This window comes from Flavobacterium pokkalii (genome assembly GCF_014596575.1).
GTDB classification, from domain to species: Bacteria; Bacteroidota; Bacteroidia; order Flavobacteriales; family Flavobacteriaceae; genus Flavobacterium; species Flavobacterium pokkalii.
The window spans coordinates 21,501-38,828 of sequence record NZ_NASZ01000016.1 but is presented as its reverse complement, the minus strand read 5'-3'; the positions used below and the strand labels follow the sequence as shown (position 1 = coordinate 38,828).

Sequence of the window (17,328 nt, the reverse complement as noted above, 5' to 3'; positions counted from 1 at the left end):
TTTTTTTTTTTTTTGAAGTTTGTTAGGAATATTTAACTACAAAGAATTCCTTACAATCAAACTGCTTTTGTTTTCCACTTGTTCTTTTTGTCGGTTCATGATTAATTCGGCCAAAATGCGTCCCATTTCTTTGAAATCGGTTGAAATGGTGGTGATGCCGTCACCTACTACTTTTTTTAGCGGAGTATCATTGTATGAAATGATACCAATGTCTTTTCCGATAATCAATTTTTGCTTTTTAGATTGCTCGATAACGTTTACTAAATGGCGGTCGTCCGGAATAATGTAAAGGTCGCCTTTTTGGATTTCGTTGTTTTCAAAATTGGAAATGATGTCGTAATGCAATTGGTTTTTTTGACAAAAATCAATAAAACCTTCCCGCATTCCGATGGGTTGTTTGTAGCTGGAAAAAATCAAAATGAGTTTTTTGTATTGTTTTATTTTGTTTTTGCCCGATTCCAGAGCGTTAAAAGTGTCCTTATGGTGGTTTTGATGAACCGATGGAAAGTGTTTTAGCTCCGGATTGGTCTGGTCTAAGATAAAAACATCTTCTTCCGGCAGGGTGTTGATTACGGCTGCAGCATTAATCAAATTAGTAGGCATGATGATGTATTTCGAATAATTTCCGTTGTTATCATGAATGAGTTTTTTAAAAACTTCGGGATTGAAATAATGGAAAAAAGTGTCAATTTGGGCATTTCGGTTGATGGTTTCCAAAAAAGAATTATATAAATCTTCTTTGAAAGCATTCAACTCGTCAAACAATAAGAAAATGCGTTGTTCAAAACTAAAATCTTCACTTTTTACATAATAACCTTTCCCTAAAATAGCATAGATAATTCCTCTTTTTTTGAGTTCGTCATAGGCTAATAAAACGGTGTCCCGGGAAATTCCAAATTCGAGAGATACTTTGTTTACCGAAGGTAATTTGTCCCCTCTTTTCAGTCTTTTTTCAGCAATCGACATTTCTATCGACAAAATGATTTGCTTGTATTTTGGTAGATTTTGTCTTTTACTGATGGATATTAGTTTCATATTCGGAAAATTGACGGCTTGTAAAGGTATAAAAAAACCGGTGTATAGTGGTATGGTTTTTTAAGATATGTTGTTCGGATTTCTTTAGTTGTTTCGTTTCGAAAAGGCAACTTTTTAGTTTCAAATAGTATCCGGTAGTTAAATTGAAAAACTGGTAGGAGCTGGTTTGTTTTTGTAATTGTTGTGTTTACATTTGTTAGTTAGTTGCTAAAAATACGATTGAAAAAAAACAGATATGCTATTTTATTTTAATCTTTTTAGAGAGAAATAGAATAGTCAATCCAAAGAATTATTTTGTAAAAAATGAAGAAAACAAATTGTTTGCTGTTACACTTGCAAAAAACAAAAACTGTTGTTTCAATGGCTGTTTTCCTGATGCTGTTTGTTCCGGTTGTTGTTCAGGCGCAGTTGCAAACAGAGTTGAGCGAAATCGGTTTGGGCTGGAGCAATAATTCGGTGAATACGGTTATTTTTAGAAACAAAGCTTTAACTACTTTTAGAGGAATTCAATATACGGCTTATTACAATCCGGATGGCAAAGTGGTTTTGGCTAAACGCAAATTGAAAACTAATAAATGGGAAACGCTAATCACGCCTTACAGCGGCAATGTGAAAGATGCCCACAATGATATTAGTATTGCTGTAGATGCTAAAGGTTATCTTCATGTAAGCTGGGATCATCACGATACTCGCCTGCGTTATGCAAGAAGTATTGAACCTTTTAGTCTGGAGTTAAGTGAAGAAATGCCAATGACCGGAACGGACGAAGCTAAAGTAACCTATCCGGAATTTCATAATCTGTCGGATGGGAATTTGTTGTTTTGCTACCGTTCGGGAGCTTCAGGAAGAGGGAATATGATTATGAAATCTTATGATGTTACAACTCAAAAGTGGAGTTCTTTGCAAAATAATTTAATTGATGGCGAAAATCAACGCTCGGCTTATTGGCAAATTTGCGTAGGCAAAAAAGGAATTTATCTTTCCTGGGTTTGGAGAGAAAGCTGGGATGTTTCGACAAATCACGATATTTGTTATGCTTTTTCAGCCGATGGCGGACAAACCTGGCAAAAATCAACCGGAGAAAAATACCAATTACCTATTACAAAAGCTACAGCCGAAATTGCCTGGCAGGTGCCACAAAACAGCAGCCTGATTAATCAAACATCGATGACGGTAGATGCTAAAGGAAATCCGTATATCGCCACTTATTGGGATAATGACGGTATTCCGCAATACAAAGTGGTGTATAGAAAGGATGGGCAATGGCAATTGATTAATAGCGACTTTCATAAAAGCAACTTTCATTTAGGAGGTGGCGGAACCAAGCGAATTCCAATTTCGAGGCCTGAAATTTTGGTCAACAAATCGATGTTGTATCTGCTTTTTCGGGATGAAGAAAGAGCTAATAAAATTACCTTGGCTTATGCTAATTTGAAGCAAAAACAATGGCAATTAGAAGATATTAGCCCAAATTCGGTAGGACAATGGGAACCTAATTTTGATAATGAACTTTGGGCAACCAAAAAACAATTACATATTTTTTCTCAAAACGTTACTCAAACCGACGGAGAAGGATTGGCAAAGGTAGCGCCACAACCGGTTCAGGTTTTGGAATTAAAAAAAATGCCTTTAATTCGGAACAAATAACATTAAAAAAAACACTAAAAACCACTAAAAATAAGAGAATGAAAAGAAGAATTATGTTAGCGTTGCTGGTAGCTGTGCAGTTAGTTTCGGCACAACAGCAACAAAATGAATGGGAAAACCCAAATATTGTTGACAGAAACAAAGAAGCGGGGAGGGCTACTTTTGTTTTGTATCAAAATGAAGCTATCGCAACGACCAATAAGCCGGAAGCTTCTTCTTATTATAAAAGTTTAAATGGCGATTGGAAATTTAACATCGTTAAAAAACCGGCCGACAGACCTCAGGACTTTTATAAAACCAATTTAGACGATAAAAACTGGAAGAACATCACGGTTCCGTCTAACTGGGAAATGCAGGGATTTGATATTCCTATTTACACCAATATTGTGTATCCGTTTCCTAAAAATCCACCATTTGTAAACAACGAATACAATCCGGTGGGAACTTACAGAAAAACATTTACCGTGCCGGGAAACTGGACAGGAAAAGAAGTGTTGTTGCATTTTAACTCGATTTCAGGTTATGCTCGAATCTTTTTGAATGGTAAAGAAGTGGGGATGACCAAAGCTTCTAAAACTGCAGCCGAATTTGACGTGACTTCGTTGTTGCAAAAAGGAGAAAATCTTTTGGCTGTGCAGGTGTTTCGCTGGCATGATGGAAGCTATTTAGAAGATCAGGATTTTTGGCGTTTGAGCGGAATTGAGCGCGATGTCTATTTGCAGGCAAGTCCTAAATTGACCATTTGGGATTATTTTGTGCATGCCGATTTGGATGAAAACTACACAAACGGTTTGTTTAAAACAACCGTACAGTTAAGAGCTTTTCAGCAAAATAAAATTAAAAATGCTAATCTGACGTTGACATTAACAGATGCTCAAGGCAAAAAAGTATATAGCGAAACTAAAAAAGTAACTAATGCTACTAAGGAAGTGGAGTTCAGTTCGGTTGTTCCAAATGTAAATAAATGGAGTTCAGAAACGCCTTATTTGTACAGTTATAGTATCAAATTAGAAACGGCTAATCCTGCTGAAAGTTCCGTAATTTATAGAAAAACAGGTTTTAGAAAAGTGGAGATTAAAAATGCGCAATTATTAGTTAATGGAAAAGTAATGTTGGTTCGTGGAGTTAATATTCACGATCACCATGAAACCAAAGGGCATGCACCTGACCGCGCCACGATGCGCAGAGATTTGGAATTGATGAAACAAAATAACATCAATGCGATTCGAATGAGTCATTATCCTCATGATCCGTATTTATATGAATTATGTGATGAGTACGGAATGTATTTGGTGGACGAAGCCAATATTGAATCGCATGGAATGGGAGTGGACGGGCAAAATATTTCCGCAGACACTAAACATCCTTCTTATGTAACGATGTGGTTTCCGGCTCATTTGGACCGAATTCAACGTATGTTAGAAACCGATAAAAATCATCCTTCGATTATTATTTGGTCGATGGGGAATGAATGTGGAAACGGACCTGTTTTTTATGAAGCATACAAATGGTTGAAAGCACGTGATCATTCGCGTCCGGTACAATTTGAACAAGCCAGAGAAAATGAAGATACCGATATTGTAGCGCCAATGTATCCAAGTATCAAGTACATGAAAGAATACGCTGCTGCCGACAAACCAAGACCTTTTATCATGTGTGAGTACTCGCACGCCATGGGAAACAGTAACGGAAATTTTCAGGAATATTTTGATATCATCAACAGCAGTCCGCACATGCAGGGCGGATTTATCTGGGATTGGGTTGACCAAGGAATCAAAACTCAGGATGAAAAAGGAACGGTTTTCTATGCTTACGGAGGTGATTTAGGTGGAAAAGATTTACAAAATGATGAGAATTTTTGTGCCAATGGTTTGGTGAGTGCGAACAGAATGCCACATCCGGGATTGGCTGAGGTGAAAAAAGTATATCAGGATATTTTGTTTAGTTTGGAAGGTTCGAACCAATTGACGATCAAAAATATTTTTCATTATACCAATTTGAACCAGTACCAATTCAAATTTGAATTAGTGAAAAATGGCGTAATTGTTCAGCAAAAAACATTCGATGTAGATTGTGCTCCTGAGAAAAGTACAACGCTGGATTTGCCAATTGAAGCCTTGACTGAAACCGGAGAATATTTCCTGAATGTGTATGCTTTTACAAAAACCGCTACCGATTTGGTTCCGGTAAATCATGAAGTGGCAAGAGAACAATTTGCCATTGGAAAAGGAAATTTCTTTGCTGAAAATAAAGCGGAGATTTCGAAAAAGAAAAACTTAAAAGTAAAGAAAAAAGGTAGCGAATTGGTTTTTGAAACTCAAACTATTGCCGGAACTTTTGATTTAGTAAAAGGGATTTTGAAATCATATAATTTCAAAAATGAAAGTGCTGCAATTATCACTAATTTTCCAACACCTTATTTTTGGAGAGCACCAACCGATAATGATTTTGGAAACAAAATGCAGGAGAAATTAGTGGTTTGGAAAGACGCTCATTTGAATCCGGAAGTGAAATCAGTAACGGTAGGAAAACAAACCGATTTAGGATTGCCTATTGACGTACAGTATGTTTTGGCTGGAGCCAATGTGCCTTACACCGTGAATTATCTGATTCAAAATAATGGTGAAATCAAAGTAACTGCCAGCATTGATATGACTGGAAAAGAATTGCCTGAATTGCCACGTTTCGGAATGCGTGTGCAACTTCCGGGCGCTTTTGAAAACCTGAATTATTACGGTCGCGGGCCATTGGAAAATTATTCTGATAGAAAAACAGCTTCTTTTGTGGGAACTTATCAGGACAAAGTGGCTAATCAGTTTGTTTGGGAATACATCCGTCCTCAGGAATGTGGGTATAAAACTGATGCACGTTGGTTTTCTTTGCAAAATAAAAACGGCTTAGGGTTGAAAATTACCGGAGAACAGGCCTTAGGATTTAGTACTTTGAATGTTTCTACAGAATCTTTAGATCCGGGTAAAACTAAACAACAACGTCATACTAATGATGTGAAACCAGTGGATACGGTTTTTGTAAATGTTGATTTGGCACAACGCGGAGTAGGTGGTGATACCAGCTGGGGTGCTTTGCCACATTCGCAATATTTACTGAGAGCACCAAAATACAGTTATAGTTATACATTAAGTTTAATGAATTCCACTAAATAATATAATTAACGCCTTGGACGGGATTATCAAGATAATTGCTCCAAGGCGTTATAGTTACTACCTATGAAACAAATAAAATCTGCTTTTTTAATAATTTCAGTAAGTCTGATTTTGGTTTTCTTTTCTGCTTGTAAGCTTACTCAGAAATCAGTAGAGAAAGAAAACGCAAGTGCTTACTTGTTTGTGTATTTTACGGGAAACGCCAAAACAGATGAAGCTGTTCGCTATGCATTAAGTAAAGATGGCTTTAATTTTTATGCTTTAAATGATAATAAGGCAGTGATTAACTCAGACGAAATAAGTACAACCGGAGGTGTTCGTGATCCGCACATTTTGAGAGGAAATGATGGTGCTTTTTACATGACAGTGACCGATTTGCAAACAGCCAATGGCTGGGAAAACCAGGCTATAGTACTTTTAAAATCATCCGATTTAGTACATTGGACGTCTTCCAAAGTAGATATTTCAAAAGTGTTTGATGGTTTTAAAGAGGTGAAGCGTGTTTGGGCACCACAAACTATTTACGACGCCAAGGCTAAAAAATACATGGTTTACTTCTCGATGTTGCAACCGGGAGGAACGGATATTGTTTATTATGCGTATGCTAATAAGGATTTTACTGCTTTAGAAACTGCGCCACAACAATTGTTTTACAGCCCAATCAATCGTTCTTGTATCGATGCCGATATTATTGAAAAAGATGGGAAATTCCATTTGTTTCTAAAAACCGAAGATGAAAAAGATAAGGGAATTAAAGTGGCAATTTCAGAGAAGCTGACTTCCGGTTATGTTTTGCAGGACGGTTATGTAGATCAAACGGATGAATCAGTAGAAGGTTCTGGAGTGTTTAAACTAAACAATTCGGATACTTATATATTGATGTATGATATGTACCGAAAAGGTAAATACCAATTTACATCATCAACAGATTTGAAGCATTTTAAAGTAATCGATGAAAATGTTTCAATGAATTTCCATCCCAGACACGGAACAGTTTTGCCAATAACTGCCGATGAAGCACAGCGATTGATTACTACTTATGGCTGGTTTCCAAATGGTGAAATCTCGGAAGCACAATCGGAAGCTATCAAAAAAAATAATGTGATTGTTGATTTAGCCAATAAAACCATGTTGCTTCCAGTTAAAAACGGAACCGACTTGAAAAATTTTGATCCGGAATTTAAAGCTAAATCAGGTGCAAATGTAAGTCCGCTGGGAGCTCAGGATTTTTCTCAAAAAGCAGTGCAATATGATTTTGATTTTGGTTCTTTAGGCAAAACTACTTTTGAGGTAAAAACAGTAGTAAGAAACAATCCTTCCTTGACTGGCTATTATGCTGATCCTGAAATTTTATACTCAAATAAAGACCATCGTTTTCATATGTATCCTACCAGTGATGGTTTTTTTGAATGGAGCGGCGATTATTTTAAGAGTTTTTCATCCACTAATTTAGTCGATTGGACGGATGACGGAGTTTTGCTGGATTTTAAAAAAGATGTTTCCTGGGCAGATGCGAAAGCATGGGCGCCTGCAGCCATTGAGAAAAAAATAGACGGTAAGTATCGTTATTTCTTTTACTATACCGGCGAAAGCAAAATAGGGGTTGCAGTGAGCGACAATCCGCAGGGACCTTTCACGGATATTGGAAAACCCTTGGTCGCAAATAAACCAAATGGTATTACAAGAGGTCAGATTATTGATCCGGATGTGTTTACTGATCCGGTTTCGGGAAAAAGTTATTTGTATTACGGAAACGGCTTTATGGTAGGTGTCGAACTCAATGATGACATGATTTCTGTCAAAGAAAATACCCTGACGGTTTTAAAACCGGATGGAACTTTCAGAGAAGGTACTGAGGTGTTTTACCGTAAAGGTAAATATTATTTTTTATGGTCTCAGGATGATACCCGCAGCGAAAATTACAGAGTGCGTTATGCAACTTCTGATAGTCCGTTGGGAAATTTTACTATTCCGGAAAACAATTTGGTGATTGCTAAAGATCCTTCGCAGGGTATTTATGGAACAGGTCATAATTCGGTGATTCAAATTCCGGGAACAGACGAATGGTATATTGTTTACCATCGTTTTACGGTTCCAAAAGGAATTGAAATGGGGCGTGCGGCAGGATACAATCGTGAAGTTTGTATTGATCGAATGTTTTTTGATGAAGCAGGAAATATCATTGAAGTAAAACCTACTTTGGAAGGAATTCAGCCTTTGAAAACATAATAAGTTGTTTTTGAAATTCAATTTTTAAATTATGAGAAACGATATGAATTTGTTGAAGTGTTTACTGGTGTTTTTTTCGTTTTCAATATTGGCAAATGCCCAAAATGAAACGACAAAAATTACCATAAAAAACAATCTGGATTTTGCTCGGAAGGAAGTCGTTTCTGTTAAAGGAAAATCACTTTCGAATTTAATTAAAGGAAAGAAAATATCCGATTTACGAATTAAAAAAGACGGAACTCAAGAGTATGTGGTCCTGCAATGGATTGATTTCAATCAAGATGGAATTTCTGATGAATTGTTGTTTCAGGCTGAAGTTTCGGCTAAAACCAAAGTCGATTATCAAGTAGTTTTTGATAAAACGATACCATTGGTTGAAAGTTCTGTTAAAGCTTATTCCCGTTTCGTGCCGGAACGTACCGATGATTATGCCTGGGAAAATGATAAAGTTGCTTTTAGAACTTACGGACCGGACGCACAGCGAAGAGTTGAGGAAAAATTACCCGAAGGGACACTTACCAGCGGTATTGATCTTTGGTTAAAACGTACAGATAAACCAATAATTAATAAATGGTACGCTGAGAATACAAAATCTCCGGGTTATTATCATATTGACCATGGTGAGGGTTATGATCCCTATCAAGTTGGGCCTAGTCGTGGGACAGGTGGAATCGGAATTTGGGAAAACAATCAATTGGCGGTTTCTAAAAATTTTGTGGGTTACAAAACTATTGCTGTAGGCTCTTTACGCACGATTTTCGAGTTGATTTATGCATCCTGGAGTTCGTATGGAGTGAGAGAAACAAAGCGAATTACTTTGGATTTAGGTTCTAATTTTTCTAAGTTCGAAATTAGTTTGGAGGCGTCAAAAACTGTTCCGAATATAACTGCCGGAATTACGCTGCATGACAACAAAGGCGAAGTGAAAAATAATACTAAAGAAGGCTGGTTTCGTCATGTCGAAAAAATCGATGGACAGTTGTTAGCGGAAGGAATTGTAGTCAATCCTAAATTGGTTACCAAAGCTTTTTCGGATGTTTCCAAAGCGAAAGATCAAAGCAATCTTTTGGTTGTTTGTAAGCCCAAAAATAACAAACTAACGTACTATGCCGGTTTTGCCTGGCAAAAAAGCGGTCAGATTACCAATGGCGCCGATTGGGATACTTTATTACAAAAAAAGGTCAAAATGTTAGCTAATCCCCTTAAAATAACGATTAAAGGAAATAAATAAATCTTTTTTTGTAGTTTCGCTAAAACTTACAAAATAACCAAAAAAGATGGATTTAATTTCAGGACTTAAAGATAAAGTAGTCGTAATTACAGGAGGTGCCGGAGTATTGGGTGCCGGATTTACAAGAGCATTAGCTAATCAGGGAGCCAAAGTAGCTGTTTTAGGGAGAGATGGTGAAAAAGCACAAAAATTAGCGGATGAAATTATTAGTAATGGAGGGCAGGCAATCGGTGTTTCGGCTGATGTGTGTGATGAGGCAAGTTTGAGAAAAGCCCATAAGGCAATTAATGAGAGTTTAGGATTAGTTGATATTTTAATTAATGGTGCAGGAGGAAATCACCCAAAAGGAACAAGTTCTGATGTATCTTTTGACAGAGAAAATAAAGCAGCAGGATTACAAACTTTCTTTGGTCTGGATACCGAAGGTTTGCGCTTTGTATTCGATTTGAATTTTATTGGTACTTTGTTGCCAACTCAGGTATTTGCTGCAGATATGATTGGAAGAGAAGGATGTAGTATACTTAATATATCTTCAGTTAGTGCTTTTCATCCTTTGACAAAAGTGGTGGCGTACAGTGCTGCTAAAGCGGCAATCAGTAATTTGACAGAATGGCTATCGGTTTATTTTGCAAAAGAAGGAATTCGTGTTAATGCACTTTCACCAGGTTTCTTTTTAACGGAACAAAACAGAACTTTATTAACCAATGAAGATGGAAGTTTGACGGAGAGAGGGAATAAAATCCTTTCGCAAACTCCAATGGGAAGATTTGGTGAACCAAGTGATTTAGACAGTACTTTATTGTGGCTATGTAATCCGGCTTCCCGTTTTGTAACCGGAATTGTGGTTGCTGTTGATGGTGGATTTTTAGCTTACGCCGGAGTTTAAAAAAAATCAAAAAAAAATTATAAAAAATGGGAATTGAACAAACCTGGAGATGGTACGGACCAAAGGATTCTGTGCCTCTTTCTCATATTAAAATGGCTGGCGCTACAGGAATTGTAACTGCTTTGCATCATATTCCAAACGGAACGGTTTGGACTGTGGAAGAAATTCAAAAAAGAAAAAAAGAAATCGAAGATGCCGGATTAACCTGGTCTGTTGTGGAGAGCATTCCGGTTCACGAAAATATCAAAACCAGAAAAGGAGATTATAAAAAATACATTGAAAATTACTGTCAGAGTATTGCCAATTTAGGTGCCTGCGGAATTGATACCGTTTGTTATAATTTCATGCCGGTTTTAGACTGGACCAGAACCGATTTGTCTTTTGAAGTAGAAGACGGTTCTAAAGCCTTGCGTTTTGACCGTATGGAATTTGCTGCTTTTGAATTGTTTTTGCTAAAAAGAAAAGGAGCTGAAAACGATTATACAGCCGAAGAAATTGCTAAGGCAAAAACGGTTTTCGAAGCGATGAATGAAGACCAAAAAACAGGATTGGTAAAAAATATTATTGCAGGTTTACCGGGTGCCGAAGAAGGTTATACTCTGCAACAATTACAAGCTGCTTTAGATGATTATGCCGAAATTGGAGATGCCGAATTGAGAAATAATTTATACGAATTTTTAAAAGAAATTATACCGGCTGCCGAAAAAGCAGGCGTTATTATGGCTATTCACCCGGATGATCCGCCTTATGCGATTTTAGGTTTGCCAAGAGTAGTAAGTACTGAGGCTGATGCTAAACAATTGATTGAAGTGGTAGATAGTAAAAGTAATGGTTTGTGTTTTTGTACGGGTTCTTACGGAGTAAGAGAAGATAACGACTTAGTAGGAATGGTGCAAAGATTAGGTCACCGTATCAACTTTATTCACTTGAGAGCAACTAAACGTGATGCTGAAGGAAACTTCTACGAAGCTGATCATTTAGATGGTGATGTAGATATGTACGGAGTAATGAAAGCTATCGTTGAAGAACAGCAAAAAAGGATTACCAATGGTCGTCCGGATTACCGATTGCCAATGCGTCCGGATCACGGTCACCAAATGTTGGATGATTTAGACAAAAAAATGAATCCGGGTTACTCCGCCATCGGTCGCTTACGAGGTTTAGCAGAATTAAGAGGTCTGGAAAGAGGAATCAGAGGAAATCAAAAATAAGAGTATTAAAGGAGCAATTTTTTTGCTCCTTTTTTGTTTTATTAGGTAAAGAATTAAGTTATATAAACTACTTTTACGATTAAGAAATTGGTATCCAACAAATCTTAATTTTCTTAAATTCCTAAATGGTTTAAAAACAAATCCTAAACGGTAAATTATGAATTTTTTTAAAAAACAGTTTTTTTGGAGTTTGGTGCTAATGCTTTCTTTTTTTAATGGATTTGCGCAGGAAGAAATTAAAAAGGACGAAACCAATGATGTGAAAATCGATTCGTTGTACCGCGAAGATCAGTTTTATTTTGCTTTTATTTACAACACCTTACAGCAAAAACCAATAGGCCTGAAACAACAAAAATTCTCCATCGGGCTTTCGGGCGGATTTTTGAGGGATATGCCTATTAATAAACTGCGAACAAAAGCTTTTGCGACAGGTTTGGGTTTGAGTTATAATAATTACAATGAGAATTTAGGAATCACCGGAACGGCTAAAGATGCGGTTTATACAATTTTAGGTTCGCAGTCAAACTTTGATAAAAACAAATTTACTCAGTTGTTAATCGATGTGCCGCTTGAATTCCGTTGGCGTACTTCTACTTATCAAAGCTACAAGTTTTGGCGTATTTATGGCGGTGTGAAATTCAGTTATCTGGTTTACAGTAAATCGGTACTGGTGGATGATAACGGCAAAACGGTAATTACAAATAACGATGATTTTAACAAACTACTCTACAGTTTATATCTTTCGGCTGGTTTTAATACGCTGAATGTTTATGCCTGTTACGGTTTGAATCCAATTTTTAAATCCATTAGCGTCGATGGTCAAAAGATCAATATGAAATCCTTAAATGTGGGTGTGATTTTCTATATTTTATAACCAAAGAAAAAGCAGAAGAATCTGCGGGATACTTCCTAAAAGTACACCAATAACTAATTCCTGAGGCGTATGTGCTTTCATAATCAAACGGGAAGAAGCTACAAAACCATTCATCAGCACCATGAAAATAATTAATACTGTATTAGCCGTGTGGTGGTGCAAACTCAATCCAAAAATGAAAAAAGTAAGCGCACTTAATCCGGTCATGTGCAAACTGGCTTTTTTATTGGCAAATAAAAGAATCAGAGCAATGAGCGTGCTGGACAAAGCGCCGAGCATGAAAAAATGAAGTTCGGGATAGCGTTCAAGGGTAATGCTTTTTTTGACCAAAAGAATCAACAGGAAACATTGAATAACCAAAGGGAATTTTCGTTCGGACAATTCCGGAACCATGATGGAAGTGATTTTTCCGGTAAGGCGCAGCAGGACAAAGAAAAGAATCGGAATAGCAAAAGTAATGACGCTTACTTCCAGTAAAACCAAATATTTTTCTTTGTTAAAAAAATACGACTGATTGGAAAAAAGATAAAAAAGCGTGGCATAAATCGGGATGAAAACCGGATGAAACAGATAAGAAAAGAATGGAAAAAGTTTTTTTGGCATTGTGAAATGGCTTAGAATCACAAATATAACGAAACTATTAAAATGACATTGTTTTATTGCGGGCAGAATTGAACTGTGTCTCTGTTTTTAACGCAAATTGTGTGGTTTCAATTGAAAAAGAAGTCTTATTTTTGAGAATGTTTTTTGCCTTAATCCGAATTTAATTTCATGAATATAACCGTTGAGAATAGTGTTTCAATTCTAAATGCCCGATGGGAGGGAACAAATCCCGAAGCTTTGATTGATAACATTTCGATAGATAGCCGTTCGTTGCAAAACAGTGAGCACAGCCTCTTTTTTGCCTTGAGCGGACCCAATAATGACGCCCATCATTACATCAAGGATTTAATTGCGATTGGCGTTCAGAATTTTGTTGTAACCCGAATTCCGGACGATTGTGCGGCTAAAGCCAATTTTTTAATTGTCGAAAATACTCTGGTGGCTTTGCAACAATTTGCTGCTTATTATCGCGGACGTTTTCATTTTCCAATTATAGGTTTAACCGGAAGCAACGGAAAAACCATTGTCAAAGAATGGCTTAATTTCTTGCTGAGTCCGGATTATAATGTGATTCGAAGTCCTAAAAGTTACAATTCGCAGGTGGGGGTTCCGTTGTCGGTGGTGGCGATTAATGAAAAGCATAATTTGGGGATTTTTGAAGCCGGCATTTCTACGGTGAATGAAATGGATAAACTGGAAAAAATCATCAAACCCAATATAGGTGTTTTGACCAATATTGGTTCATCGCACGATGAAGGTTTTATTGATTTGGAACAGAAAATCCAACAAAAAATGCAGCTTTTTAAAGATGCCGCTGTTTTGATTTATCCAAAAAGCAGTGCGATTGAAAAATACATCAACCCGAATACGAAAGCTTTTTCCTGGAGTTTTAAAGAGGAAGATGCCGATGTTTTTGTGAGCAAAAGAGAAATTTCACATCAGGAAACTGTATTGGTTTTTCAATACAAAGGAAGTTCGTATGAATTGAAAATTCCTTTTGTAGATAAGGCTTCGGTAGAAAATGCCGTTTCCTGTTTGCTGGTGATGCTTCATTTTGGTTACGACGTTGAGGTGATTCAGGCGCGAATGGAACTGCTGTTTCCTGTTGAAATGCGTCTGGAAGTGAAAAACGGAATTAACAATTGCACTGTGATTGATGATAGTTACAGCTCGGATTATCAGTCGTTAAAAATTGCTTTGGATGTTTTAGAAAGTCAAAATAAATTTCATAAAAAAACGGTTATTCTTTCGGATATTTTTCAAAGTGGATTTCCTAATGAACAATTGTATGCGAAGGTTGCCAAGCTGATTGTTTCCAATAAAATCAACCGCGTTATCGGAATTGGAGAAACGATTTCGGACTTTAAAGAGCAATTTTCGAATTGTATTACGTTTAAAAATACTGCTGATTTTATTGCCAATTTTGAGAAATTGGATTTTTCCAATGAAAGTATTTTAATCAAAGGAGCGCGTTCGTTTCATTTTGAGGAAATCGTGACGCTGCTGGAAGAGAAAACCCATGAAACGGTTTTGGAAATCAATCTGAATGCCATTAGTTACAACTTGAATTTTTTCAAATCCAAATTACAGCCTAAGGTCAAAATCATGGTCATGGTGAAAGCTTTTGGGTATGGAAATGGCGGACTCGAAATTGCCAAATTGCTGGAACATCACAAAGTAGATTATTTGGGTGTGGCTTTCGCCGATGAAGGAATTTCGTTGAAAAATGGTGGAATTAAATTGCCGATTATGGTTTTGAATCCGGAAAGCACCAGTTTTCCGGCAATTATTCAGTACGGATTGGAACCTGAAATTTATAGTTTAAAAGGCCTGCACGCCTTTTTAAAAATAGCCAAACAAAAAAATCTGCAACATTTCCCGATTCACATTAAAGTGGATACGGGCATGCATCGTTTGGGATTTGAAGAAAATACCGTGGACGAATTGATTGCGACTTTAAAAGGGAATTCGACCGTTAAAGTACAAAGTATTTTGTCGCACATGGCCACGAGCGACGATGTGAATCATCATGAATTTGCGCTGTCGCAAATCCGTTTGTTTGAAAAATTATCTTCTAAAATTATTCGCGAATTAGAAATAAACCCGATTCGACATATTTTGAATACTTCCGGAATTAGTAATTTCCCTGATTCTCAGTACGACATGGTGCGTTTAGGAATCGGACTTTACGGGGTTTCTAACGATGCCGAAGAGCAAAAAGAATTGGAAAATGTGGGAACTTTAAAATCCATTATTTCACAAATTCGAACAATTCCTGCCGGAGACAGTGTGGGTTACGGACGTCGTTTTATGGCCGAAAAAGCGACTAAAGTGGCTACGATTCCTATTGGTTATGCCGACGGAATCCGAAGAGCCTGGGGCAACGGTGTAGGATTTGTGACGATTAAAGACCAAAAAGCACCAATTTTGGGAAGTGTTTGCATGGATATGCTGATGGTGGATGTGAGCGAAATTGACTGTTTAGAAGGCGATGATGTGATTATTTTTGGCGAAAGCCCTTCGGTTTCTTATATGGCTAATCAGCTTCAAACGATTCCGTATGAGATTCTAACCAGTATTTCGCAGCGGGTAAAACGGGTTTTTTATCGATAATTTTTTGATTTTTGGGATTTCAGGGTTGTTTTGTTAAAAAAAATCTTAATTTAGAAATCTGAATCAAGTTTAATTAAAATTATAAGGTATGGGATTTTTCAGTGATTTTAAAGCCTCTTTGATGAAAGGCGATGTGTTAAGTTTAGCGACTGCTGTTGTTATTGGTGGCGCATTTGGTAAAATTGTAGGATCTGCGGTGGATGATGTTATTATGCCAATCGTTGGTTTAATTACCGGCGGAGTTGATTTTACGACCAAATTTATTTCTTTAGACGGAAATAGTTATTCCGATTTAGCTGCTGCTAAAGCTGCCGGAGCGGCTGTGATTACTTATGGTAATTTGGTTCAGGCGATTATCAACTTTGTGATTATTTCATTCTTTATTTTTGTAGTGTTAAGAGCTGCTGAAAAAATGAAAAAGAAAGAAGAAGCTGCACCTGCTGCACCAGCGGGACCATCTCAGGAAGAGTTGCTTACTCAAATTAGAGACTTGTTAAAAAAGTAATACCGCTTCACTATATGTTCAACTAAACCACTCCCAAAAGGAGTGGTTCTTTTATTTTTGTTATATTTATAACTTTTTGTTACTTTTTGTGAACCGTCTTGTTTTCCTTTGAATATTAATTACTTTTGCAATTCAAAATTTGATTATTAAAATAAAACTAAAGACAAAAATATAGATATGAAAATAGCAGTTGTAGGTGCAACCGGGATGGTTGGAGAAGTAATGTTACAGGTTTTGGCTGAGAGAAACTTTGTGAAAGCTAATGACGAATTAATCCTTGTAGCTTCTGAGCGTTCAGTAGGTAAAGAAATGGAATTTCAAGGAAAAACATACAAAGTAGTTGGATTAGCTACGGCTGTAGAAATGAAACCTGAAATTGCGTTATTCTCAGCCGGTGGAGGTACTTCATTAGAGTGGGCCCCAAAGTTTGCTGAAGTGGGTACAACTGTAGTAGATAACTCTTCAGCCTGGAGAATGGATCCAACCAAAAAATTAATTGTTCCTGAAATCAATGCTGACCAATTAACAAAAGAAGATAAAATCATTGCTAACCCAAACTGTTCTACAATTCAGATGGTTTTGGCTTTGGCACCTTTGCATAAAAAATACAACATCAAACGTGTAATTGTTTCTACTTACCAATCGATCACCGGAACTGGTGTAAAAGCGGTTAAACAATTAGAAAACGAGTACGCCGGAGTTGACGGAGAAATGGCTTATAAATACCAAATCCACCGTAATGCAATTCCTCAATGTGATGTTTTTGAAGACAACGGATACACTAAAGAAGAGATGAAATTGGTTAAAGAAACTAAGAAAATCTTAAGTGATGATTCTGTTAAAGTTACGGCTACTGCGGTACGTGTGCCAATCGTAGGAGGTCACTCTGAAGCAGTAAACGTAGAGTTTTCAAATGATTTTGACATCAACGAAGTAAGAAGCATCTTAGAAAGCACTGACGGAGTAGTAGTTCAGGACAACTTACAAGAGTTTGAATACCCAATGCCATTATTCGCTCAGGGTAAAAACGAAGTTTTCGTAGGTCGTTTAAGAAGAGACGAGTCGCAAGCTAATACTTTAAACATGTGGATTGTTGCCGATAACCTTAGAAAAGGTGCTGCGACTAATACCATTCAAATTGCTGAATATTTAGTAGCTAACAACTTAGTGTAATTACTAAATCATTATAAACAGAAAAGCTTCTCGATTGAGAAGCTTTTTTTATGGGCTAAATTGTCATTGCGAGCGTAGCGAAGCAATCTTATTCAGAAACTCGATAAGTATTGAGTTTGTTTTTATTCATTGTTGCGGGCATAGAATACATCTAGAA

12 protein-coding genes are annotated in these 17,328 nt (G+C 36.9%); 10 read left to right on the top strand and 2 right to left on the bottom strand.

Annotated features, from left to right (window positions below; translation table 11 throughout):
• Positions 1-36: 36 nt before the first annotated feature.
• The gene (locus B6A10_RS10785) at positions 37-1,035 is read right to left on the bottom strand and encodes a GntR family transcriptional regulator (protein ID WP_188220888.1); all 999 of its coding nucleotides are present in this window, start codon (positions 1,033-1,035) and stop codon (positions 37-39) included.
• A gap of 303 nt (positions 1,036-1,338) precedes the next feature.
• Between B6A10_RS10785 and B6A10_RS10780 the strand changes: the two genes are divergently transcribed.
• The 7 genes from B6A10_RS10780 (at position 1,339) to B6A10_RS10750 (ending at position 12,277) form a co-directional block, all read left to right on the top strand.
• Positions 1,339-2,682, top strand: coding sequence for a BNR repeat-containing protein (locus B6A10_RS10780; protein ID WP_238929393.1), 1,344 nt, complete (start codon positions 1,339-1,341; stop codon positions 2,680-2,682).
• A 38-nt stretch (positions 2,683-2,720) separates the two neighbouring features.
• Positions 2,721-5,846, top strand: coding sequence for a glycoside hydrolase family 2 TIM barrel-domain containing protein (locus B6A10_RS10775; protein WP_188220887.1), 3,126 nt, complete (start codon positions 2,721-2,723; stop codon positions 5,844-5,846).
• A 63-nt stretch (positions 5,847-5,909) separates the two neighbouring features.
• Positions 5,910-8,075, top strand: coding sequence for a family 43 glycosylhydrolase (locus tag B6A10_RS10770; protein WP_188220886.1), 2,166 nt, complete (start codon positions 5,910-5,912; stop codon positions 8,073-8,075).
• Positions 8,076-8,106: 31 nt separating this feature from the next.
• A complete protein-coding gene (locus B6A10_RS10765) occupies positions 8,107-9,306 on the top strand; it encodes a DUF4861 family protein (protein ID WP_188220885.1) in 1,200 nt (399 codons plus the stop codon).
• Positions 9,307-9,352: 46 nt separating this feature from the next.
• The gene (locus tag B6A10_RS10760; protein WP_188220884.1) at positions 9,353-10,192 is read left to right on the top strand and encodes an SDR family oxidoreductase; all 840 of its coding nucleotides are present in this window, start codon (positions 9,353-9,355) and stop codon (positions 10,190-10,192) included.
• Positions 10,193-10,224: 32 nt separating this feature from the next.
• A complete protein-coding gene (gene uxuA / locus B6A10_RS10755; RefSeq protein WP_317172029.1) occupies positions 10,225-11,403 on the top strand; it encodes a mannonate dehydratase in 1,179 nt (392 codons plus the stop codon).
• Positions 11,404-11,560: 157 nt separating this feature from the next.
• Positions 11,561-12,277 carry a porin family protein gene (locus B6A10_RS10750; protein WP_055091947.1) on the top strand — a complete coding sequence of 239 codons (717 nt, stop codon included), beginning with the start codon at positions 11,561-11,563 and terminating at the stop codon, positions 12,275-12,277.
• On the opposite strand, the gene B6A10_RS10745 is transcribed toward B6A10_RS10750, so the two are convergent.
• A complete protein-coding gene (locus B6A10_RS10745; protein WP_188220882.1) occupies positions 12,272-12,880 on the bottom strand; it encodes a hypothetical protein in 609 nt (202 codons plus the stop codon). The two genes, B6A10_RS10750 and B6A10_RS10745, sit on opposite strands and share 6 nt — an antisense overlap.
• A gap of 168 nt (positions 12,881-13,048) precedes the next feature.
• Between B6A10_RS10745 and B6A10_RS10740 the strand changes: the two genes are divergently transcribed.
• The 3 genes from B6A10_RS10740 (at position 13,049) to B6A10_RS10730 (ending at position 17,171) form a co-directional block, all read left to right on the top strand.
• Positions 13,049-15,493, top strand: a complete 2,445-nt coding sequence (locus B6A10_RS10740) for a bifunctional UDP-N-acetylmuramoyl-tripeptide:D-alanyl-D-alanine ligase/alanine racemase (protein ID WP_188220881.1) — start codon at positions 13,049-13,051, stop codon at positions 15,491-15,493.
• Positions 15,494-15,581: 88 nt separating this feature from the next.
• Positions 15,582-15,998, top strand: coding sequence for a large conductance mechanosensitive channel protein MscL (gene mscL, locus B6A10_RS10735; RefSeq protein WP_188220880.1), 417 nt, complete (start codon positions 15,582-15,584; stop codon positions 15,996-15,998).
• Between the two features lie 177 nt (positions 15,999-16,175).
• Positions 16,176-17,171, top strand: a complete 996-nt coding sequence (locus B6A10_RS10730; protein ID WP_188220879.1) for an aspartate-semialdehyde dehydrogenase — start codon at positions 16,176-16,178, stop codon at positions 17,169-17,171.
• Positions 17,172-17,328 lie beyond the last annotated feature (157 nt).